General features: G+C 67.1%; 16 protein-coding genes and 2 pseudogenes. 10 read left to right on the top strand and 8 right to left on the bottom strand.

Annotation, left to right across the window (positions count from 1 at the left end):
* The 4 genes and pseudogenes from ACF1BN_RS03845 to ACF1BN_RS03830 form a co-directional block, all read left to right on the top strand.
* A pseudogene (locus ACF1BN_RS03845) lies at window positions 1–144 on the top strand (4-hydroxy-3-methylbut-2-enyl diphosphate reductase); the annotation flags it as partial.
* Between the two features lie 124 nt (window positions 145–268).
* On the top strand, window positions 269–1,282 hold the full coding sequence (locus ACF1BN_RS03840) for a terpene synthase family protein (RefSeq protein WP_392329955.1): 1,014 nt from the start codon (window positions 269–271) through the stop codon (window positions 1,280–1,282).
* A 292-nt stretch (window positions 1,283–1,574) separates the two neighbouring features.
* On the top strand, window positions 1,575–2,516 hold the full coding sequence (locus ACF1BN_RS03835) for a 4-(cytidine 5'-diphospho)-2-C-methyl-D-erythritol kinase (protein ID WP_392329954.1): 942 nt from the start codon (window positions 1,575–1,577) through the stop codon (window positions 2,514–2,516).
* Window positions 2,517–2,562: 46 nt separating this feature from the next.
* Window positions 2,563–2,870 (top strand): annotated as a pseudogene (locus ACF1BN_RS03830) (IS5/IS1182 family transposase); the annotation flags it as partial.
* 75 nt (window positions 2,871–2,945) lie between these two features.
* On the opposite strand, the gene ACF1BN_RS03825 reads toward ACF1BN_RS03830, so the two are convergent.
* From ACF1BN_RS03825 to ACF1BN_RS03795, 7 genes are all read right to left on the bottom strand, one after another.
* Window positions 2,946–5,309, bottom strand: coding sequence for a prenyltransferase/squalene oxidase repeat-containing protein (locus tag ACF1BN_RS03825; protein ID WP_392329953.1), 2,364 nt, complete (start codon window positions 5,307–5,309; stop codon window positions 2,946–2,948).
* Between the two features lie 1,236 nt (window positions 5,310–6,545).
* Window positions 6,546–7,574 carry a LacI family DNA-binding transcriptional regulator gene (locus tag ACF1BN_RS03820; RefSeq protein WP_392329952.1) on the bottom strand — a complete coding sequence of 343 codons (1,029 nt, stop codon included), beginning with the start codon at window positions 7,572–7,574 and terminating at the stop codon, window positions 6,546–6,548.
* An 82-nt stretch (window positions 7,575–7,656) separates the two neighbouring features.
* Window positions 7,657–7,977, bottom strand: a complete 321-nt coding sequence (locus ACF1BN_RS03815) for an L-rhamnose mutarotase (protein ID WP_389168150.1) — start codon at window positions 7,975–7,977, stop codon at window positions 7,657–7,659.
* Window positions 7,978–8,041: 64 nt separating this feature from the next.
* Window positions 8,042–9,130 carry a rhamnose ABC transporter substrate-binding protein gene (gene rhaS / locus ACF1BN_RS03810; RefSeq protein WP_389168148.1) on the bottom strand — a complete coding sequence of 363 codons (1,089 nt, stop codon included), beginning with the start codon at window positions 9,128–9,130 and terminating at the stop codon, window positions 8,042–8,044.
* A gap of 81 nt (window positions 9,131–9,211) precedes the next feature.
* Window positions 9,212–10,237 carry an ABC transporter permease gene (locus ACF1BN_RS03805; RefSeq protein ID WP_392329951.1) on the bottom strand — a complete coding sequence of 342 codons (1,026 nt, stop codon included), beginning with the start codon at window positions 10,235–10,237 and terminating at the stop codon, window positions 9,212–9,214.
* Window positions 10,230–11,285: an ABC transporter permease gene (locus tag ACF1BN_RS03800; protein ID WP_389168143.1), complete on the bottom strand. Its 1,056-nt coding sequence runs from the start codon at window positions 11,283–11,285 to the stop codon at window positions 10,230–10,232. Before ACF1BN_RS03800 ends, ACF1BN_RS03805 begins: the two co-directional genes overlap by 8 nt.
* Window positions 11,282–12,811: a sugar ABC transporter ATP-binding protein gene (locus ACF1BN_RS03795; protein ID WP_392329950.1), complete on the bottom strand. Its 1,530-nt coding sequence runs from the start codon at window positions 12,809–12,811 to the stop codon at window positions 11,282–11,284. Before ACF1BN_RS03795 ends, ACF1BN_RS03800 begins: the two co-directional genes overlap by 4 nt.
* A 349-nt stretch (window positions 12,812–13,160) precedes the next feature.
* Here ACF1BN_RS03795 and rhaI point away from each other — a divergent pair, with 349 nt between their 5' ends.
* From rhaI to ACF1BN_RS03765, 6 genes are all read left to right on the top strand, one after another.
* Window positions 13,161–14,327, top strand: a complete 1,167-nt coding sequence (gene rhaI / locus ACF1BN_RS03790; RefSeq protein ID WP_392329949.1) for an L-rhamnose isomerase — start codon at window positions 13,161–13,163, stop codon at window positions 14,325–14,327.
* A gap of 61 nt (window positions 14,328–14,388) precedes the next feature.
* Complete coding sequence (locus ACF1BN_RS03785; protein ID WP_392329948.1) at window positions 14,389–16,434, top strand: bifunctional aldolase/short-chain dehydrogenase; 2,046 nt, start codon at window positions 14,389–14,391, stop codon at window positions 16,432–16,434.
* A 170-nt stretch (window positions 16,435–16,604) separates the two neighbouring features.
* On the top strand, window positions 16,605–18,101 hold the full coding sequence (locus tag ACF1BN_RS03780) for a rhamnulokinase family protein (RefSeq protein ID WP_392329947.1): 1,497 nt from the start codon (window positions 16,605–16,607) through the stop codon (window positions 18,099–18,101).
* Window positions 18,101–18,856 (top strand): (Fe-S)-binding protein, encoded by a 756-nt coding sequence (locus ACF1BN_RS03775; RefSeq protein WP_392329946.1) that lies wholly within the window; start codon window positions 18,101–18,103, stop codon window positions 18,854–18,856. The genes ACF1BN_RS03780 and ACF1BN_RS03775 overlap by 1 nt, the downstream gene beginning before the upstream one ends.
* Window positions 18,853–20,274: a LutB/LldF family L-lactate oxidation iron-sulfur protein gene (locus ACF1BN_RS03770; protein WP_392329945.1), complete on the top strand. Its 1,422-nt coding sequence runs from the start codon at window positions 18,853–18,855 to the stop codon at window positions 20,272–20,274. The genes ACF1BN_RS03775 and ACF1BN_RS03770 overlap by 4 nt, the downstream gene beginning before the upstream one ends.
* Window positions 20,271–20,915: a lactate utilization protein C gene (locus ACF1BN_RS03765; RefSeq protein WP_392329944.1), complete on the top strand. Its 645-nt coding sequence runs from the start codon at window positions 20,271–20,273 to the stop codon at window positions 20,913–20,915. The genes ACF1BN_RS03770 and ACF1BN_RS03765 overlap by 4 nt, the downstream gene beginning before the upstream one ends.
* 97 nt (window positions 20,916–21,012) lie before the next feature.
* On the opposite strand, the gene rhaS (ACF1BN_RS03760) is transcribed toward ACF1BN_RS03765, so the two are convergent.
* The gene (gene rhaS / locus ACF1BN_RS03760) at window positions 21,013–22,104 is read right to left on the bottom strand and encodes a rhamnose ABC transporter substrate-binding protein (protein WP_392329943.1); all 1,092 of its coding nucleotides are present in this window, start codon (window positions 22,102–22,104) and stop codon (window positions 21,013–21,015) included.
* Window positions 22,105–22,932 lie beyond the last annotated feature (828 nt).

Below are 22,932 nucleotides of genomic sequence, written 5' to 3'. Positions count from 1 at the left end.
CTGGCGCAGCGCGGCTACGCCGACGTGGAGATCGTCAAGACCGCCGACGAGACCCTCACCTTCTCGCTCCCGAAGGAGCTCCGCCGCGACCTGCGCGCCGAAGTTGACGCTCTCAAGACCGGTGGTGCCGATCCCCCGATGTAGTCGCCAAATCGGCTGTCGTGATGGACAGGGTTGGCCCATTTTGAAATCCAGAAGAATCCCGCTAAGGGCAGACAGATCGTCTGGTGAATTCGAGAACGTGAATCACACAAAGGAGGCGTGTGGTATGAGAGGCATTCTTGAATACCGTATCCCGAACCTGACTGAAGGACTTTCTCCCGTCCGGAGTCATGACCTGGCTGAAAGTGTCATCGATTACACAGTCGATCGGCTCCTTCAGATGGTAGGGCAGGTTCTGCCAGCGGAGCTGGCAGAATCCTTCGCGCGCAACGGAACGGCGATTTTCACCTCCTACTGTTGGCCAGATGCGCTACCTGACCGGCTCCGGACCCTCAGCGTGATGAACGCGTTCGCCTTTTTCGCAGATGACATGGGATCGAACGCATATGGAGATGTGCTTGGAGCTGAGGCTTCCAAATCATGGGTCATCGAGTACATCCACGCATGCATGGGGAAGCGGGAAAAGCTGACCACGTCTTGGGGAAACGAGACAGCAGACGCGTGGGAGGAGCTATCTTCTTTCAAGCCGGAGATCACCTCGGCCCTGATGCGTAAAGCATGGCTCACATGGATGGCCACCTACGCCCCTGCACCCCCCTCGGAATTCTCGGAAGCGGACCGGTATGCGAACGCCGGCGGCCCGGTTACGCTCCCTATGACAGCGTTCTGTCTCGGACTCGACGTATCCGCGCCGATGGAGGACCCTGTCTTCCGTCAAACGGTCGAGGATGCGACGCTTCTTTCGATCCTGATCAACGACGTGATCTCGCTCGGCGGAGAAATTATCAATAGAGATGAGTCTCGCAACGCCATCATCATGATCATGCGCGAGCGCCAAATCCCCCTACAGCAAGCTGTAGATCGGATCTGTGGCCGGATTGTGCAACTCAGGAATAGATTCCTCAGCCAAAGGAGCGCGGTCCTGGCCTCCTCGGTCGGAAAGCTTGAGGGTGCCGCATCATATCTTGAAGCGTTTGAGTCCGTAATTACGGGGGTTGCCTTCTACCATGCCACTTCAAAACGCTACCGCTTCTCGCCTCAATCCACCTGGGAGGGATCGGGGGCCGCTGTGATCAAGGTGTATGAAGATTCGGTCTTGGCCACCGCACTACCTGCGTAAGGTATTTCGAATTCGCAGGAACCCCGTCGTAGCGGAAGTGCTAAATGGCGGAAATTGGTATGGTGTTACGCCTCCCGCCGTTGTGGCGCTCCGGATGAGTCCGAGAAGAGCCGTAGCGGGCAGGGCACCACGTGAGAGTCCGCGCCGCCACGGTCTGCAGCTGCCGCCCTCAGCACGCCGACCGCCTGCTGAGGAAAGTCGAACACGAGACGGTTTCCCAGGCGGAGGCCGACACAGAGGGTGGCGAGACGCCGGCGATTGTGCACGAGGCGCGGATCACGGAGGTGGAGACATGACTCGATGCGACGGCGTGACTGTACACGCCCCCGCAAAGATCAACGTGGGGTTGGCGGTCGGCGCCGTCCGCTCCGACGGTTTCCACGAACTGACCAGCGTTTTCCTTGCCGTCTCGCTGTATGACGAGGTCACCGCCACTCCCGCCAGGGCACTGACAGTCACCTGTGAAGGCCCGGACGCGGACAAGGTGCCACTCGACCAGACCAACCTGGCGGCCCACGCTGCCGAACTGCTCGCCACCCTGCACAACTTGCCCCCGAACGTCCATCTGCACATCGCCAAGAACATCCCTGTCGCCGGCGGCATGGCCGGCGGCAGTGCTAACGCCGCCGCTGCCCTCCTCGCCTGCGACGCCCTCTGGAGACTTGGCACACCGCGCGAGGATCTCCTGACAATCTGCGCCGACCTCGGATCCGACGTGCCTTTCAGCCTGATAGGCGGGGCAGCCCTCGGCACCGGGCGCGGCGAGAAACTCACAGAACTGCCGATAGCCGGCGCGTTCCACTGGGTCCTCGCCATCGCCCACGAAGGACTATCCACTCCCGTAGTGTTCCGCGAGTTCGACCGGCTTGCCCAGGGCACGCGTATGCCCCCGCCGACCATCCCTCAGACCTTGACACACGCCCTTGCCGCAGGCGACGCCACCACCCTAGCGAGCGCCCTCCGCAACGACCTCCAGCCTGCCGCACTGTCCCTGCGGCCCTCACTCGCCGCAACCCTTGCAGTCGGTACCGAGGCCGGCGCCCTCGCCGCACTGGTCTCCGGCTCCGGTCCGACAATCGCGTTCCTGGTGACAGACGCGAAAGCAGCTGCAGTCATTGCAGCCGCTCTGACCACGTCAGGCACGTGCCGGACGGCACGGGTAGTTACTGCCCCTGCCCAGGGGGCCTCGGTCCTCCCCACCCCGCTCGGTCAAGGACTTGGCACTGCCTTGTAGTGGCAAGCGATCATTCGTCCCCGTGCCTCAGGCGCCGTCCACTCGGCCCTGGCAGGTTGTAGTCGAGGGCCACCGTCACAAGACACGCGGCGGGGCCAGGAAACGTGAGGCGGGGACTGGTGCCCGGCATCGGCTGGTGTTCGTCGACCGGCTGATCGTGACGCTGATCTACTTGCGGCACGATCTGTGGATGCGCGGTCCCCGACCGTCCTGGCCTGCGGCTTCGAAGCCTGGCGGATACGTTCGCCTACGCCCAGGCCGAAGGCATCGAGCTGCGTCTGGACGTCACCGGAGATCCAGGTCCACCACCCCGTGGCCAGCCGCAGCGGACGACGCGCGTTTGTTCAGGCGAGACCATGAAGGGCACCGCCAACGCCTAACCACCACCCCAATCACGCACCAGTTCGGCAGAGCGATCTCGCTCAGCGATTATGCGGAAAGGGGCCGCGCGCGGGTGAGGGCTGTGAGTGTGTGGAGGTCGGAGACGACAGGGTAGTTGAAGGCCAGAGGTCGGGGTCCGGTCTGGTCGGGCGGGGCAGGAAAGCATCCGGTGTCGTCCTGGCAGGAGAGCAGGTAGGCCATCCCGGCGGCGGCGACGTGCGGGGGCCCGTAGCGGGTGACGATCGGCAGAGCCTGGGCGGTAGAGAGGGCGTCGCTGTCGTGGGTTGGGCTGTGGCCCCATCCGCCGTCCGGTTGCTGGGTGGCCGCCAGCCGACCTACGGCGCGGGCGGCCGCAGCCGAGAGCTTCGCAGGGTCCGTGCCGGGGACGTGGCGTGCGGCGTGGAGGGCGTCGACGGCGCGGAGAATGACGCTGGGCTCGCTGAGCGTCCAGCTGGGGGACCAGGTGCCGTCCGGGCGCTGGGCGTCGAGGACAAACCGAGCGGCGTTGGCGACGAGCGGGGCGTGGCGCGCGCCGAGGGGGGCGAGGGCGAGGATGGCACCGGCGGTCATGTCAAGGTCCGGCTCATCCCCCTCGTGCCAGGTGGGAAAGCCGCCGCCGGGACCAGCTTTCGAAGCGAGATACTTCGCGCCACGAGTGAGGTGCTCTCGGTAGTGGTGGCGATCGAGGGCGTGGAGGAACTCCATGCAGCGGGTGGCGGTGTCGACGTCGGTCTGGCGGATGCCGCTGGCGAAGGGCCAGCCGCCGTCCGCAGCCTGCCGGGCGGCGACGAAGACGCCCATCCGAGCGGTGTAGGGGCGTAGCCCGGGCCGGTTGAGGTAGGCGAGCCCGCCTACGGCGGACAGCCAGATGTCCTGGCTGTCGAGGAATGGCATCCCGCCCTCACGGTCACGGACCAGCAGCAGGCCGGTCAGAGCCCGGCCGATCAGCGGATGGCGGGGCCGGCAGGACTGCAGGGCGTTGAGCCCGAGCAGATGGGTGGCGGCGCTGGCCTCCCACAGCAGCCGTTCCCCCTCGTCCTCCAGGAGGTCTGCGAGCCGGAATCGTTCTCCTGTGGAGACGGTGTGCGGGTAGGCGGTGGCCTGAGCGTAGATGACTCGCACGGCCAGGAGATTGACCAGGGTGAACGTGGACAGTCCGTGCCCGGCACCAGCATCCGGGATGTCCTCGTCGCGCAGTTTCAGGCCGCCGAGCACATGCAGGACGGCGTGCAGCATGCTGCGCTTGAGCCGGCCACGCTGGCCCGTGGAGACGGTGAGGCCCTCGGCGACGGGCGCTGCCGCGTCGGCCGCCCCAGCCGGCAGGGTGTGAGGACGGAGAACGGCGTCGATGAGCAGAGCATCGAGCGGGTCGGCTCCTTCGCGTCGCTCCTCCAGCCAGCACGTCAGTTGTCGCTGCTCTTCCTGGTGCGTGCCGTGTGCGCGCACCAGGGCGAGAAGAAGCGCGGTTTCGAGGACCCGGCCTTCACATCGATCCGGCAGCGCGCCGCCGGGCACCACTGCCAGGGCCAGCCGACGTTCCAGCAGCACAGAGGCTTCCTCTACCGGATCCACCACGGCCCGTCGCGGCTTCGATTCGCGCTGTACAGGCAGGGTGGTCCGGTAGCGGCGGCTCTCGTACTGCCAGGCCACCGCACCGTGCAAGAAGGTACGCACACCCTCAATGCGCGACCTGGCATCCGGCAGGTGCGAATGCGAAGCGGACAGCTGCATGGCGGACGTCTCGAAGTGCTCCAGCCGCTCTTCGATCATCGTGCGGGCCATCGCAGCCGCCTCCCCGCGACCGACATCCCGCTCCCGGGCCAGTGCGCCGACCAAGCCCGCATCGGAGGCGGACTCCGCCCCGGCGTCGAACAGGTCGTTCGTCCAGCCCACGATGTCGGCACACACCTCGTGCAGCACCCCAGCCTCCGGCCACGCATCCAGGTGCCGTTCGGTCACCTGTAGCAGCGGAACCACGGTGATTGTGCGCCGCCGCAGTTCGACGTACTCCCGCACCGACGGCACGTGCCGCTCCTGACGCCACCGAGCCTCCTGGCAGGTCGCTTCCGCGAAAGCGCTGTAGGACGCCGCGAACCGGGTGCACCATCCCGGCACCGCCCCGGCGATCGTGCGCTGCCACAGGTCTCTCAGTGCAGCCACCATGGGTGTTCCGGGCTCCGACGTGCAGGTATCGCCCGTCAGTACGTTCACCAGGGGATCGAGCACAGCTCGCACCTCAGACACTGAGGCGTATCCGGAGCGCCGGTCGAAGCAGTCATCAACCAGGGTGATGAATGCACCCCAGCAGGCCAGCACCTCTAGCTCCGCGGGTGAAGCCGACGGCGCCACCGCGCCGGCCATCCGCCCATGTGCCGCCCCCGCCAGACGCCGTTCCTGATCGGTACCGCTCACCAGACCCCACCGGCGCGCCCAGGCCCGCGCCCCGCACTCGGCCCTCTGCCACCAAACACTGCACATTCCCGCTCCGGCCGGACCAACAACACCGCCAACTCGCGGCGCGACCGCACCGCCATTGATGAACGAACGCGGTGCACTGGGTACGTAGTGGCTCATGCACTGCTCAACGCTGCTTCCGGCCGCCTGGTAATGCCTTCGCCCGTCCAGAGAGACCAGTCCTCGCTTCACCCCCATCCGGAGCCACGGGAGTCACGCTGAGCCTCCCACTTTCCCTCGCCGTGGTCTGTCTCCGACCCATCGGTGGGCCAGAGAGGGATCGGGCGGGCGGGCCGCTGACTGGCACTGCCGGCGCCGGGGACGACGGCCCCTTCGCCACCGCGGCCGATGGTTGATTGGGCGGCGGCACGTTGCCGCCAGCCGCGCCCAGTCGGAAGGGCGGCAGTGGGTGCATGCACAAGGGGGAACATCCAGTGTGCTGTCCCGATCAGCGACGGCGCCCGTGTCGAGCTGGTGACCGGCGGATGCCGCGCCCTGGACCGGCCGTAGGGCCAGAGCCCGGACCCAGGCGGTACTGTCCGACGGACTCGCGCAGACGTTGCCCGGCGAGGCTTTCCTGGGCGTTGCGCTGTTTCCGGCCCAGCAACTCGAGCAGGTCCAGGTGCTGCGAGGAGGTTGGGCTGTGTGGCTGGACATAGTGCGCGGAATCGTTTGGCGACTTGCCGTCTGTCTCCTTCAGCCGCCCGGCGTACCGGGTGCAGGCGGCAGCAAGCCCACCGGGCGAGCGTGCAGAGCTCCTCAGCGGTCTGCACGAAGGAGAGGTGGAGGGCGACCATCGCCTCGGACTGCAGGGCGGCCGGGCATCCTCGTCACTCGCAGCGGGACCGGGCGGGCGGGTTCCGCCGTCGTCTCGACGGCCCTGTAACCGGGTGGCGTCAGTCGATGATCGTTGATCAGCCGAAGCAACTGTCGAATCAGGATCCCGCGGCTTTCACTGCGCTGCTCTCCGCTCACCGAGCAGACAGACGACGCGCAGCGGGAGCTGGCGAGACTGCCCGGGGCGGTCCGGGACGTGCGCCGGGCGGCAAGGGACGCTGATGATGTGGCGTCGGCAGCGCGGTGCGGGCACTGTTCTGCCGCGGTCGTGGAGCCCTTCAGAGAGGGAACGGCTGACATCCGAGGATGAGATTGCAGCCCCCGTGCGCGGGGCTACCAGTGGAAACTGCTTGGTCTTCAGCGGGGGAAAGCTGTCGAGTTGCGTACGACCAATTCCGGCTGGAGGACGATGTGCCGGTGTTCGTGGGTTTCTGCTTGATCGCTCGTCTCCTCAAGGAGGAGGGAGGCGGCCATGGAACCCATCATCTGGGCCGGCTGGCGAATAGAGGTCAAGGGGACCGTGGCTGCGGCGGCGAACTCGATGTCGTCGTAGCCCACGATCGCCATGTCTTCGGGAACCTTGACACCTACCGCGTACATCGCCTGGAGGACGCCCAGAGCCAGTAGATCATTCGCGCAGAAGACTGCGGTGGGACGTGGCGACAGGCCGAGCAGGCGGGCCCCCGCATCACGACCCGAACTGACATCGAGGTGATCGGTGGGGATCTCCTGGAGCGTGCCGGGCGGGAGGCCCGCCTCTTCGATGGCCAGCAGGGCTCCGGACCGTCGGTCCTGTACCTGCTTGAGGTGGGGCGGTCCGCTGACGTAGGCGATGGAGCGATGGCCGGCGGCGATGAGGTGCCTGGCGGCGAGAGCTCCGCCGGTGACGTCGTCGACCGACACCGAGCAGCCCGCTTCACCCGCGGCCACCCGGTCCACGAAGACGTAGGGGATCCCGTGGCGGCTGAATTCTCGAAGGTTGCGGCCGCTGGAGTCGGCGGGAGTGATCAGAACGCCGCGCACCCGCTGCTCGGCGAAAAGGGAGAGGTACTCCATCTCCTCCCGGGGGTTTTGCGCACTGTTGCACAGCATGACGCCCAGCCCGGCCTCGCGGGCCTGGCGCTCGGCCCCGCGCGCGACCTCGACGAAGAAGGGGTTGGCCATGTCCAGGACGAGGAGTGCCACTATGCGGCTGTGGCCGGCGCGCAGCTGGCGCGCGGACTCGCTGCGGACGTAGCCGAGCTGGCCGATGACCTGCTCGACGTGGCGCCGTGTCCGCTCGGAGACGCGTTCCGGCTGGTTGAGGACGTTGGAGACCGTCCCCACGGAGACGCCCGCTTCTCGCGCCACGTCCTTGATCCCGACTGTTGTCTTGCCGACCGTCATGGCATCCACCTGTGCGCCGTAGTCCTTCCTGTCCCGCGTGCGAGCGACAGGCTGCACTCATTCTATGGAGCTGAGCTAGCGCTCAGTCGAGGTGGAAGACCTCGACGAGGGGCCTCATGGCTGCATCCGGGGCCTGCCCGTCCAGGGCTTCGAAGTAGGGAGCCATTTCAGCCTGCCAACGAGCGTTGACCTCGGTGGCTTCCATGGCCGTGCGAGCCGCTTCGAAGTCCTCTGCTTCCAGGTAGCCGACCAGCAGCCCGTCCTCGCGGAGGAAGAGCGAATAGTTGTTCCATCCGGCCTCGGACAGTGCGGTGCGCATTTCGGGCCAGACCTCGCTGTGTCGGCGACGGTACTCGTCCTTCTTTTCTTCTCGGATTTTCAGGAGAAAGCAGACGCGCTGCATGTGGTGCCTCATGGTGAGCCGGGAGGCGGGGGCCGCGTCAGGCCGGCCCCCGCCTCCTGTGGGGTTAGAAGTTGTACTTGTCGATGTTGGTGTTGTTGAAGACGGTGGGGTTGCCGGGGGAGAGGGTGTTGTCCTTGCCGATGGTGTAGGTGCCGAGGGGGCCGGCGTTGAGGGTTTCGCCTTCGGTGCCGGTGATCTGGCCGGATTCGAGGGCGATGGCGGCGTGGGCGGCGAGGGCGCCGAGGGTGGCGGGGTCCCAGAGTTCGAAGGCTTCGACGGTGCCGTTCTTGATGTAGGCGCGCATGTCGTTGGGGGTGCCGAGGCCGGTGAGCTTGACGTTGCCCTTGTACTTGGATCCGGAGAGGTACTGGGCGGCTGCCTTGATGCCGACGGTGGTGGGGGAGATGATGCCCTTGAGGTTGGGGTGTTCCTGGAGGAGGCCCTGGGTCTGCTGGAAGGACTTCTGGGCGTCGTCGTCGCCGTAGGCGATCTTGACGAGCTTGATGTTCTTGTAGGCGGGCTTGGTGAGTTCGTCCTTCATGAACTCGATCCAGGTGTTCTGGTTGGTGGCGGTCTGGGCTGCGGAGAGGATGGCGATCTCGCCCTTGCCGCCGATCTGCTTGGCGAGGAGCTGGACCTGGGTGCGGCCGAGGTCTTCGGCGCTGGCGGGGGAGACGAAGAGCTGGCGGCAGTCCTTGTTGGTGTCGGAGTCGTAGGTGACGACGCTGACGCCGTTCTTCATGGCCTGCTTGAGGGCGGTGCACAGGGCGCCGGGGTCCTGGGCGGAGACGGCGATGGCGTCGGCCTGCTGCTGGGTGAGGGTGTTGACGTAGGAGACCTGGCCGGCGGTGTCGGTGCCGCTGCTGGTGCCGACTTCCTTGTAGGTGGAGCCGAGGGTTTCGACGGCCTTCTTGCCGCCGTTGTCGGCGGTGGTGAAGTAGGGGTTGTTGACCTGCTTGGGCAGGAAGGCGACGGTGAGGTCCTTCTTGGTGGGGGCGTTGGGGTCGGCCTTGGTGACGGTCGTGGTGCCGTTGCCGGTGTTCCCGGTGGCGGAGTTCTTGGTCGTTCCCCCACAGGCCGTCGCCCCCAGGGCAACAACAGTGGCAACGACAAGAGCGCTGCTGAATCGGCGGGAGACGGGTGTGTTGAACATGGGTCTTCCTTACATAGTCAACGCGAGGACGGGCTTTGGGCCGACGCCGGACTGCCGGACGAAGGATGCGGTTCTAGGCGGCTATGGAGGCGTGGGCAGGGATGCGGCGGTCGTCTTCCTGCGCGCCCGTGCCTGCGAAACCTGGCGGCCCACTCTGGGAGCCAGCACCGAGATCACGAGAAGGACACCCGTGACGACGATCTGCGACTGAGCGGTCACATTCAGCAGGCTCATCACGTTCTGCAGCGTTCCGAGCAGGAATACACCGGCGATGGCGCCGCCCAGTGTTCCCTTACCTCCGTCGAAGTCGATTCCGCCGAGCAGTACCGCGGCGATGACGGACAGTTCCAGCCCGGTGGCGTTGTCGAAGCGGGCACTGGCGTAGTGCAGCGTCCAGAAGACACCGGTGAGGGCGGAAATCGCGCCGGTGGACACGAACATGGCGAGCTTGAGCCGCTTGACCCGGATACCGGAGAACCGGGCCGCCTCCTCGGACGATCCGATCGCGAACAGGGACCGGCCCACCGAGGTGGCGTGCAGGACGATGACCGCGACAGCCAGCAGGAGGAGGAAGGGAACGACGGCGTACGGCAGGAAGGTGTCCCCGAAGCGGCCCGCGCCGAAGTCCAGGTACTGGGCCGGGAAGTCGGTCACCGAGTTCGAGCCGAGAACGATCTGGGCGATGCCGCGGTAGGCGGCGAGCGTACCGATGGTGACGGCGAGGGACGGCAGTCCGAGGCGTGTCACCAGCAGGCCGTTGACCAGACCGCACAACAGGCCGAGGAGCAGGCAGATCGGGATGATCGCTTCGATCGGCATTCCCGCGTTCCACAGGGCGCCCATGATCGCGCTCGACAGGCCGGCGGTGGACGCCACGGACAGGTCCACCTCGCCCGAGACGACGAGCATGGCCATCGGCAGGGCGATCATGGCGATCGGCAGGGTGTTGCCGATCAGGAAGGACAGGTTGAGCGCGTTGCCGAAGTTGTCGACGAAGGAGAACGAGCAGATCAGCAGAACGAGCAGCAGGATGCCGACCGTGCTGTCCCAGCGGACCAGACCGCTGAAGCGGTTGCCGGCAGGGGACTTGTGGGAGGTGTTAGCCACGGCGGTCACTCCTTGTCTGTGCGGCCTTCTTGCGCAGTGCTGCGGCCACTCGCAGGGCCAGGATCCGGTCCACGGTGATCGCCAGCAGCAGGAGGAGACCGTTGATCGCGGTGACCCAGACCGAGCTGACTCCCAGGGCGGGCAGCACGCTGTTGATGGAGGTCAGCAGAACGGCACCCAGCGCAGCTCCGTACACGGAGCCCGAGCCGCCGGTGAAGGCGACACCGCCGACGACGACGGCGCTGACGACGATGAGCTCGTACCCGTTGCCGGTGTTGGAGTCGACGTTGCCGAAGCGGGAGAGGTACAGGGCGCCGGCGAGCCCGGCGAGCGCGCCGCTGACCATGTAGGCCGTCATGATGCGCTTGCGGATCGGGATGCCGGCGAGCTGGGCGGCCTCCGGGCTGGAGCCCAGCGCATACATGTCGCGTCCGCTGCGGTAGCTGCGCAGGTAGTAGGCGACGACTGCGAGGATGGCCAGGGTCAGCAGGGCGAGGTACGGAACGACGGAGATGCCGTCGTGGCCGAAGTCGACGAAGCCGTCGGGAAGGTCGCTCGCGGTGATCTGGCGGGAGCCGACCCAGATGGAGTCGATGCCGCGGATGATGTAGAGCGTGCCGAGGGTCACCACGAGTGAGGGGACCTTGCCCAGGCTCACGAGGGCGCCGTTGAGCAGGCCGAAGAGGACGCCGAGCGCGGTGGCCAGGATGACGGCGACGAGCGGGTTTCCGCCGTCCTGGAGATAGACACCGGCGGCGAATGCCGCGATGCCCAGTACCGAGCCCACGGACAGGTCCACGTTGCGGGTGATCACGACCATGGCCTGGCCGACTGCGACCAGTACCAGGATGGTCGCGTTCAGCAGGAGGTCCTTGATGCCCTGCTGGGACAGGAACTCGGGATTGGCCAGCTGTGTGGCACCGAGCATCACCACGAGCACGGCGATGACGGCAAGTTCCCGGGCCTTGAACACCTTGTCGATGAGCCGCGTGGCGGCGGCCGACTCGGGGGCGACCTTCTGCTGCACTGGTTCGACGGTCATGGTCATGCCGCCTTCCTCTCTGCGCCGGCGCGGCCGGTGGCTGCCGCCATCACGGACTCCTCGGTCGCCTGGGATCTGGAGATCTCAGCCGTGAGCCGTCCCTCGTGCATGACCAGCACTCGGTCCGCCATGCCCAGAATCTCCGGCAGGTCGGACGAGATCATGAGGACCGCCACCCCCTGCGCGGCCAGAGAAGACAGCAGCCGGTGCACCTCGGCCTTGGTTCCGACGTCGATGCCTCGGGTGGGCTCGTCCACGATCAGTACCTGCGGCGCCGTGGCCAGCCATTTCGCAAGGACGACCTTCTGCTGGTTTCCACCGGACAGAGTGCCGACGACATCGGCCAGGCGGGCGTACTTCACCTGGAGCTTGGCCGCCCAGTCCACCGCGCGGTTGCGTTCGGCCCGGCGGTTCATCAGGCCGCCCCGCGACGTCGCCGCGAAACCGGTCAGACCGATGTTCCGCTCGATCGACATGTCCATCACCAGCCCCTGGGCCCGGCGGTCCTCAGGGACGAGCGCGATACCTGCCGCCATGGCCAGACTCGGGGCACCGGGACGCAGGCCCTGGCCGAGGACCTCGATCTTCCCGCCGTCGAATCGGTCGATGCCGAACACGGCACGTGCAACCTCGCTGCGGCCGGCACCGACCAGTCCTGCGAGACCGACGATCTCACCGCGCCGCACATCGAAGGAGACATCCGTGAACACACCCTCCCGGGTCAGCCGCTGCACACTCAGTGCAACCTCGCCGATCCGGGTCTTCTGCTTCGGGTAGAGCTCGTCCAGGTCGCGGCCGACCATGCGGCGGACCAGATCGTCCTCGCCCAGGCCCTCAAGGGGCTCGCTGGCGATCCACGCCCCGTCGCGCAGGGTGGTCACGCGCTGGCAGAGCTCGAAGATCTCCTCCAGGCGGTGCGAGATGAACAGGATCGCGGAGCCCTGTTCCCGGAGGGTCTTGACGACGCCGAAGAGCCGCGCGACCTCACTTCCGGTGAGTGCCGCAGTGGGCTCGTCCATGATCAGGACCCGGGCGTCGAAGGACAGGGCCTTGGCGATCTCGACGAGCTGCTGGTCGGCGATGGACAGACCGCGGGCCAGCTGATCGGGATCCAGGTCGACACCGAGGCGGGCGAAGAGGCTTGCGGTCGCCTCCCTGACCCTGCGGTGGTCGACACGGCCCAGAGAGCTGCGCGGCTGCCGTCCGATGAAGATGTTCTCCGCGACCGACAGGTCAGGAAAGAGCGTCGGCTCCTGATAGATCACGGCGATGCCGGCATCACGAGCGTCGGCCGGACCGCTGAAGTCGACCTGCTGCCCGTCGAGCAGCACAGTGCCCGTGTCCGGACGGTGCACGCCCGCGAGCGTCTTGATCAGAGTCGACTTGCCGGCGCCGTTCTCGCCCGCCAGCGCATGTGCCTCGCCGGCGTACAGATGCAGCGAGACGCCCCGCAGGGCTCGTACGGCACCGAACGACTTGGTCACCCCCTCCAGAGCGAGCACCGGAGTGGTCTCCGGTCCGGGATGTGTCATGGGTTCTCTCCAGTACGTGTGCCGGGGAAGTCCGTGAAATGTTTCAACCGGGTTGCCGGGAAGCTAGCCCCGCCTGGCCGGTACGTCAAGAGGTCTGGGATTAAGCAAGCCCCGACAGAAAAAAGGAGCGGGGTCAGGGCCGGAGGAGAGACCTCCTGGCCTGCGTAGTAGCAGAATCGAAGCTACCGGCGACAGGCTCTCGCGAGGCATGTCGGCCTGCTCGGTCCGACAGGGCCGGTTAACTCTTGACGACCACCTTGCCAAGGGTTAGGTTCACCGGCAACTGAATCGATTCATTCGATCGTGTAACTCTTGCCCGGAGCGGGCTGCTTGTATCCAGAGGGTGGACATGCCTGACATTTCTGTCGTGAAGAACGTACTGGCGAGTCAGCAGGTCGAGACGCCGTCTTGGGGTTACGGAAACTCCGGCACGCGCTTCAAGGTCTTCTCCCAGCCCGGCGTCCCCAGGACACCGTTCGAGAAGCTCGAGGACGCCGCGAAGGTCCACGAGTTCACCGGCATCACTCCCAAGGTCTCCCTGCACATCCCCTGGGACAGGGTCGAGGACTACACAGCCCTCGCGAAGTTCGCAGCGGAACGGGAACTGAAGCTCGGCGCGATCAACGCCAACGTCTTCCAGGACGACGACTACAAGCTCGGCAGCGTCTGCCACCCGGACCCGGCGGTCCGCCGCAAGGCACTGGGCCACCTGCTCGAGTGCGTGGACATCATGGACGCCACGGGCTCCAGCGACCTGAAGCTGTGGTTCGCCGACGGAACCAACTACCCGGGCCAGGACGACATCCGCGGCCGGCAGGACCGCCTCGCCGAAGCCCTGAACACCGTCTACGAGCGTCTCGGCGACGACCAGCGGATCCTGCTGGAGTACAAGTTCTTCGAGCCCGCCTTCTACACCACCGATGTCCCCGACTGGGGCACCGCCTACGCCCACTGCCTCAAGCTCGGAGACAAGGCGCAGGTGGTCGTCGACACCGGCCACCACGCGCCGGGAACCAACATCGAGTTCATCGTCGCCACGCTGCTGCGCGAAGGAAAGCTCGGCGGCTTCGACTTCAACTCCCGCTTCTACGCCGACGACGACCTGATGGTGGGATCAGCCGACCCGTTCCAGCTGTTCCGGATCATGCACGAGGTCGCGAAGAACGGCGGTCTGGATCCGGCGACAGGCGTGGCCTTCATGCTGGACCAGTGCCACAACATCGAGGCCAAGATCCCCGCGGTCATCCGGTCCGTGATGAACGTGCAGGAGGCCACGGCCAAGGCGCTCCTCGTCGACAGCGAGGCACTGACCGCCGCCCAGGCCGAGGGCGATGTCCTCGAGGCGAACGCCGTCCTCATGGACGCCTACAACACGGACGTCAGGCCGCTGCTCGCCGAGGTACGCGAAGAACTCGGCCTGAACCCCGACCCGATCGCCGGATACCGCAGCTCCGGCTGGGCCGAACACATCACCGAGACCCGAGCCGACGGCCAGCAGGCCGGCTGGGGCGCCTGACCCCCCCGTTCGTCCGCACGCCGAGGAACCCGCACCCCACTTCAGTCAAAGGACTTCCCTCATGGCCTCCGCAGTCCACCCCGAAGCCGCCGAGCTGCTGGCCCGCTCCCAGCGGCTGGGCGCCGACCCCCGCAACACCAACTACGCCGGCGGAAACACCTCCGCCAAGGGAACCACCACCGACCCCGTCACCGGCAGCGATGTCCGTCTCATGTGGGTCAAGGGCTCCGGCGGCGACCTGGGCACGCTCACCGACGCCGGCCTGGCCGTTTTGAGGCTGGACCGGCTGCACGCGCTGAAGGACGTCTACCCCGGCGTCGAGCGCGAAGACGAGATGGTCGCCGCGTTCGACTTCTGTCTCCACGGCAAGGGCGGCGCCGCCCCCTCCATCGACACCGCCATGCACGGCCTGGTCGACGCCGCACATGTGGACCACCTCCACCCCGACTCCGGCATCGCCCTGGCCTGCGCCGCGGACGGGGAGAAGCTGACCGCAGAGTGCTTCGGCGACACCGTGGTCTGGGTCCCCTGGCGCCGCCCCGGCTTCCAGCTCGGACTGGACATCGCCGCGATCAAGGAAGCCAACCCCCAGGCGATCGGCTGCATCCTCGGAGGCCACGGCATCACGGCCTGGGGCGCCACCTCCGAAGAATGCGAGCGCAACTCGCTGCACATCATCCGCACCGCCGAGGCGTTCCTCGCCGTCCGCGGAAGGCCCGAGCCCTTCGGACCGGTCATCGAGGGGTACGAGCCGCTGCCCGAGACCGAGCGACGCATCAGGGCCGCGGCCCTCGCCCCTCACATCCGGGCCATCGCATCCGCAGACCGCCCGCAGGTCGGCCACTTCAACGACTCCGAAGCCGTCCTCGACTTCGTCGCCCGCGCCGAGCACCCCCGCCTCGCAGCCCTCGGCACCTCCTGCCCCGACCACTTCCTGCGCACCAAGGTCCGCCCCCTGGTCCTCGACCTGCCGCCGGCCGCCCCCCTCGACGAGGCCATAGCCCGGCTGAAGGAACTCCACGCCGAGTACCGAACCGACTACCGCGCGTACTACGACCGCCACGCCGAGCCCGAATCCCCCGCCCTGCGCGGAGCCGACCCCGCGATCGTCCTCATCCCCGGCGTCGGCATGTTCTCCTTCGGCAAGGACAAGCAGACCGCCCGCGTCGCCGGCGAGTTCTACATCAACGCCATCAACGTCATGCGCGGCGCCGAAGCCATCTCCACCTACGCCCCCATCGAAGAGCGCGAAAAGTTCCGCATCGAATACTGGGACCTGGAAGAGGCCAAGCTCCGGCGCATGCCGAAGCCGAAGCCGCTCGCCACCAGGGTCGCCCTGGTGACGGGAGCAGGCAGCGGCATCGGCAAGGCCATCGCGCAGCGGCTGGTCGCCGAAGGCGCCTGCGTCGTCGTAGCCGACCTCGACGGCATCAACGCCGCCTCCGTCGCCGAGGAACTCGGCGGACCGGACAAGGCCGTCGCCGTCACCGTCGACGTCACCTCCGAGGAGCAGATCGCCGCCGCGTTCCGCGAAGCCGTCCTCGCCTTCGGCGGCGTCGACCTCGTCGTCAACAACGCCGGCATCTCCATCTCCAAGCCGCTCCTGGAAACCACCGCCCGCGACTGGGACCTCCAGCACGACATCATGGCCCGCGGCTCCTTCCTCATCTCCCGCGAAGCCGCCCGCATCATGATCGAGCAGGGGATCGGCGGCGACCTCGTCTACATCGCCTCCAAGAACGCCGTCTTCGCCGGCCCGAACAACATCGCCTACTCCGCCACCAAGGCCGACCAGGCCCACCAGGTCCGCCTGCTCGCCGCCGAACTCGGCGAACACGGCATCCGCGTCAACGGCGTCAACCCCGACGGCGTCGTCCGCGGCTCCGGCATCTTCGCCGCCGGCTGGGGCGCCCAGCGCGCCGCCACCTACGGCATCGAAGAGGACAAGCTCGGCGAGTTCTACGCCCAGCGCACCCTCCTCAAGCGCGAGGTCCTCCCCGAGCACGTCGCAGGCGCCGTCTTCGCCCTCACCGGCGGCGACCTCACCCACACCACCGGACTCCACATCCCCGTCGACGCCGGCGTCGCCGCCGCCTTCCTGCGCTGACGACACCCCACATGACCGCCCTGAGGCCGACGCATCAACGCGACAGCCCCAGGCGCGCCCCCTGTGAACCGGCCGCAGTACCGCACACTCCGGCCGGTTCACAGGGCTGCCCACCCCCCTACCCCTTCCCACACTCCTCGTGAAGCCGCGCACCGCGGAGGTACCCCGACGTGACCACTCCACCCCCCTCCTCGGCCTTCCCGTCCACCTTCGCGGCAGTCGACCTTGGCGCCACCAGCGGGCGGGTCATCCTCGGCCGGGTCGGCCCGGACAACCTCGACCTGACCGAAGCCCATCGCTTCCCCAACACTCCGGTACGCCTGCCCGACGGCCTGCACTGGGACGTCCTCGCCCTTTTCCAAGGCATCCTCGACGGACTGCGGGAAGCCGGCCGATCCGGAGGCGTCACCTCCATCGGAGTCGACACCTGGGCTGTCGACTACGGACTCCTCGACACCGACGACGCCCTACTGGGCCACCCCTTCCACTACCGCGACGATCGCACCGACGACGCACCCCGGCGCGTATGGTCCAAGGTCGGCCCCGAGCAGCTCTACCGGATCACCGGACTGCAGCACCTCCCCTTCAACACCGTCTTCCAGCTCGCCGCAGCAGCCAAAACGGCACAACTGACGGCAGCCCGAACACTGCTGCTCATCCCTGACCTGCTGATCCACTGGCTGACCGGCTCCATCGGAGCCGAAGAGACGAACGCCTCCACCACCGGCCTCTTCGACGCCCGCACCGGAGAATGGTCGAAGCAGATCCTCGACCAGCTCTCCATCGACCAGAGCCTGCTGCCCCCACTGCGACGGCCCGGCGACCCGGCAGGCACCCTCCTGCCGCACGTCGCCGCCTACACACACCTCGACCCACAGACCCCCGTCACCACCGTCGCCTCACACGACACCGCCTCCGCCGTCGTCGCAGTGCCCGCGACGGAACCCAACTTCGCTTACATCTCCTGCGGCACCTGGTCCCTGGCCGGACTCGAGCTCGACGCCCCGGTCCTGACCGAAGAGTCCCGGGCCGCCAACTTCACCAACGAACGCGGCATCGACGGCACCGTCCGCTACCTGCGCAACATCATGGGCATGTGGCTACTGGAGGAATGCCGCCGAACCTGGAGCGCACAAGGCCTCCCCACACACATCCCCACCCTGCTCGCCGAAGCCGCCCGCGCCAAGCCGTTCCACGCCGTCGTCGATCCGGACAGCCCCGAGTTCCTTGCCCCCGGCGACATGCCCGAGCGCATCCGTGACTACTGCCGCCGAACAGGGCAGCCCCTCCCCGGCAGCCAGGGGGCAGTGGTCCGCTGCATCATCGAGAGCCTCGCCCTGGCCCACCGCCGCGTCCTGCGCCAGGCCGCCGAACTCGCCGACCGCGACATCACCCACATCCACCTCGTCGGCGGCGGCTCCCGCAACGACCTGCTCTGCCAGCTCACCGCCGACGCCACCGGCCTGCCCGTCATCGCCGGCCCCACCGAGGCGACCGCCCTCGGGAACATCCTCGTCCAAGCCCGCGCCGCCGGCCTCGTCGGTGACCTGACGGCCATGCGCCGCCTCATCACCTCCACCCAGCACCTGCGGCGCTACACCCCCCGCGGAGACGCCGCCGCCTGGGACGCGGCCGACGCCCGCCTCGACACGGCCCGGAGTGCCTGATGCGCGTCGCCCTCTTCGCCACCTGCGTCAACGACGCCGTCTACCCCGCCACCGCCATCGCCACCGTCAAGATCCTCCGCAGGCTCGGCATCGACGTGGACTTCCCCGCAGCCCAGACCTGCTGCGGACAGCCCCAGTTCAACACCGGCTACCGACGCGACACCGAGCCCCTGGTACACCGCATGGCCGACGCCTTCGCCGGATACGACCACGTCGTCACCCCCTCGGGATCCTGCGTCGCCATGGTGCGAGACAACTACCCGCGCATCGGAGCCAAGGCACAGCAGGAAGGACGCGGCAACGCACTGGCCAACGCGGCGACCTCGCTCGTTCCCAGGGTCATCGAACTCACCGAGTTCCTGGTGGACATCCTCGGCGTGACCGACGTCGGCGCCTACTTCCCCCACACCGTCACCTACCACCCCTCCTGCCACGGCCTGCGCATGCTGGGACTCGCAGACCGGCCCCGCAGACTCCTGGAATCAGTCAAGGGCCTGGAACTGCTCGATCTGCCAGGAGCAGAGGAGTGCTGCGGCTTCGGCGGCACCTTCGCGGTGAAGAACCCGGACGTGTCCACCGCCATGGGCGCCGACAAGGTACGCAACGCGCACAGCACCGGCGCCGAGGTGCTGTGCGGCGCAGACAACTCCTGTCTGATGCACATCGGAGGGATGCTGCGCCGCCAGGACGCACCACAACGCGCACTGCACCTCGCGGAGATCCTCGCGAGCACGGAAGAGGAGCCACTGGTATGAGCGGGACCTTCGTCGGAATGCCGTCCTTCCCCAAAGCCGCCCAGCACTCCGTCCACGACACCACCTTGCGCAAGAACCTGAGCTACGCCACCGGAACCATCCGTGACAAGCGTGCCAAGGCCGTGGCCGAACTCCAGGACTGGCAGCAGCTCCGAGAGGCGGGCAAACAGATCAAGGACCAGACCCTGCACCGCCTCGACCACTACCTCGAGCAGCTGGAGCAGGCGGTCACCACGGCCGGCGGCACCGTGCACTGGGCAGCGGACGCAGCAGAGGCGAACCGCATCGTCGCCGATCTGGTGAAAGCCACCGGACAGAGCGAGGTCGTCAAGGTCAAGTCCATGGCCACCCAGGAGATCGGCCTCAATGAAGCTCTCGAGGCCGAGGGCATCCATGCCTACGAGACAGACCTGGCCGAGCTGATCGTGCAGCTGGGCAACGACAAGCCCTCCCACATCCTCGTCCCCGCCATCCACCGCAATCGCGGCGAGATCCGCGACATCTTCCGCTCCGAAATGGGCCGCTGGGGCCGGCCGGCCCCCGAAGACCTGGCCGACTCGCCAGCCGAGCTGGCAGAGGCAGCCCGACTGCACCTGCGTGAAAAGTTCCTGCGCGCCAAGGTAGGGATCTCCGGCGCCAACTTCATGGTCGCCGAGACCGGCACTCTCGTCGTCGTCGAGTCAGAGGGCAACGGCCGCATGTGCCTCACCCTCCCCGAAACCCTCATCTCCATCGTCGGCATCGAGAAGATCGTCCCCACCTGGCGCGACCTCGAAGTCTTCCTCCAGACGCTGCCACGCTCCTCGACGGCCGAACGCATGAACCCGTACACCACCACGTGGACCGGTACCACTGACGGTGACGGCCCCAAGAACTTCCACCTCGTCCTGCTCGACAACGGGCGCACAGAGACCCTCGCCGACGAAGTCGGCCGCCAGGCGCTGCGCTGCATCCGCTGCTCCGCCTGCCTCAACGTCTGCCCGGTGTACGAGCGCGCCGGCGGGCACGCCTACGGCTCCGTCTACCCCGGCCCCATCGGCGCGATCCTCACCCCCCAGCTCCGCGGCACACAAAGCGAGGTCGACGCCTCACTCCCGTACGCCTCCTCCCTCTGCGGAGCCTGCTACGAGGTGTGCCCCGTCGCGATCGACATCCCCGAGGTCCTCGTTCACCTGCGGGAGAAGGTCGCTGACCAGGGAGGCAAGGGGCATCGCCTGGAAAAGGCCGCGATCAAGGCCTCCACCTGGGTACTGAACCACCCAGCCGCACTCGCCACCGGCGAGCGGCTCGCCGCCAAGACCCGCAAGCTCCATCCGAAGAAGATGCCAGGACCGGGCGCCCGCCAGTGGACCGAGAGCCGAGACCTCCCCGAGATGCCTACAGAACCGTTCCGCGACTGGTGGGAGAAGAACAAATGACCACTCCGCAACCCTCCTCCCGTGACCGCATCCTGGCAAAGGTCCGCAAGGCCCTCGCCGGCTCTTCCCAGCAGCCTTCCGAACCGTCCCGGTCCTACCTCACCACTCACACCCCAGACGACCCTGAAGCCGTCCTGGACCTCCTGCACGAGAACCTGGCCGACTACCGCGCCATCGTTCACCGCAGTACAGAAACAGCACTGCCGGACCTGATCAGCCGGATCCTCACCGAACGGGGCGCACGCAGCGTCGCCGTTCCTGCCGGCCTCGACGACTCTTGGCTTGCCGCCAGCAACGTCGAACTACGCCCCGAAACCGCAACCCCGACGGCGGACGCACTGAACGTGACCGACGCAGTCGTCACCGGCTGCGCCGTGGCCGTCGCGGAGACTGGAACCATCGTGCTCGACGCCGGACCTGGGCAGGGCCGGCGGATCCTGACCCTCGTACCTGATCTCCACATCTGCGTGGTCCGCGGTGCCGACCAGGTGGTCGCTTCCATTCCACAGGCCATGCCCCGCCTCGACCCCGCCCGCCCGCTGACGTGGATCTCCGGGCCCTCGGCAACGAGCGACATCGAGCTGGACCGCGTGGAGGGAGTCCACGGTCCGCGGACGCTCGAAGTGATCCTGCTGGTCTGAGGCAACGCCGAAAGCGCGGGGTGGGCCACCCCGCGCTTTCGCATGAGCTCAAGGCAGCTCCCGGACCGGAAGCTGCCTCGAACGCCAGGCTGTGGGGTTAGAAGTTGTACTTGTCGATGTTGGTGTTGTTGAAGACGGTGGGGTTGCCGGGGGAGAGGGTGTTGTCCTTGCCGATGGTGTAGGTGCCGAGGGGGCCGGCGTTGAGGGTTTCGCCTTCGGTGCCGGTGATCTGGCCGGATTCGAGGGCGATGGCGGCGTGGGCGGCGAGGGCGCCGAGGGTGGCGGGGTCCCAGAGTTCGAAGGCTTCGACGGTGCCGTTCTTGATGTAGGCGCGCATGTCGTTGGGGGTGCCGAGGCCGGTGAGCTTGACGTTGCCCTTGTACTTGGATCCGGAGAGGTACTGGGCGGCTGCCTTGATGCCGACGGTGGTGGGGGAGATGATGCCCTTGAGGTTGGGGTGTTCCTGGAGGAGGCCCTGGGTCTGCTGGAAGGACTTCTGGGCGTCGTCGTCGCCGTAGGCGATCTTGACGAGCTTGATGTTCTTGTAGGCGGGCTTGGTGAGTTCGTCCTTCATGAACTCGATCCAGGTGTTCTGGTTGGTGGCGTTCTCGGCTTCGGAGAGGATGGCGATATCGCACTTCCCTCCGATCTGCTTGGCGAGGAGCTGGACCTGGGTGCGGCCGAGGTCTTCGGCGCTGGCGGGGGAGACGAAGAGCTGGCGGCAGTCCTTGTTGGTGTCGGAGTCGTAGGTGACGACGCTGACGCCGTTCTTCATGGCCTGCTTGAGGGCGGTGCACAGGGCGCCGGGGTCCTGGGCGGAGACGGCGATGGCGTCGGCCTGCTGCTGGGTGAGGGTGTTGACGTAGGAGACCTGGCCGGCGGTGTCGGTGCCGCTGCTGGTGCCGACTTCCTTGTAGGTGGAGCCGAGGGTTTCGACGGCCTTCTTGCCGCCGTTGTCGGCGGTGGTGAAGTAGGGGTTGTTGACCTGCTTGGGCAGGAAGGCGACGGTGAGGTCCTTCTTGGTGGGGGCGTTGGGGTCGGCCTTGGTGACGGTCGTGGTGCCGTTGCCGGTGTTCCCGGTGGCGGAGTTCTTGGTCGTTCCCCCACAGGCCGTCGCCCCCAGGGCAACAACAGTGGCAACGACAAGAACCAAGGTGGAGCGACGCGCTCCTGCAGTGGTACCGGACATCGGCGTTCCTTACCTGTGAAGGGCTCTGCGGCCTGAGGGGTGAGAAGCCACGCTGAGCTGTGGCCTTCCCTGTCGCTGCCGGGATCACGAAGCGGATGCCACAGCAGTGCACTCCGTGTAGCGGCAGCCCTGAATCGCGGGAAGACCTTATGAAAGGTTTCAACCCCGTTCATCTGGACGGTAGATGCGTTCCTCGCCCAGAGTCAATGCGCTATCGACCCGTGGAAGTAACCGTTGAGTCTCGGTGGCCGAGCGCGGCATGTCATTGCTCCAGGCAACCGTAAACGTTCGAAATATCTCGCTTCCTCTGACGACAGAAGAGGGCTGGCATGCGGGGGGACTGCAAGGTAAAGTGAAGCTCGCAAGTCGATTGAAACGATTCATCCAGTTGATGCTCGGTCTTGCCTCGGTCGGGATGGCTCGATCGGCCGCCATGCCCCCGACCCGTCGCGCCCCCGCCGCGGCGAAGCTGCGTTCGTTGAGCAAGGCGGTTGCGTATGGGGCAAGTCCGAGTCGGTGGGAGGGGCTTGGTGCGCCTGCGGCTAGAGGGCAAGGTGTGGCCCGGTCGACGTTGCGGCCCGATCGGTCGGGGGCTGGCCTCATTCGGCAGCAGTCCTGCTCTGTCCGGAGGCGTTGCCCTACCCTCGCGGGACGCCACGACCTGCCGGCCGCGCCCTCCGGTTCAAAGAGTGACTGCCGGGGGCGGGTCGACGTCGCGACTGACCGGAGCCGGACCCGGGTTTGCCCTCATCGCCGTGGTCGCGGAAACTCAAAACCGATGAGAGCCAGGAGTGTTGACGCCCATGAGGGCTCGCGCCTAGCCTCCCG

It is taken from the genome of Streptomyces sp. NPDC014861 (assembly GCF_043081625.1).
GTDB lineage: Bacteria > Actinomycetota > Actinomycetes > Streptomycetales > Streptomycetaceae > Streptomyces.
This window is presented reverse-complemented; position numbering and strand designations above follow the sequence as displayed.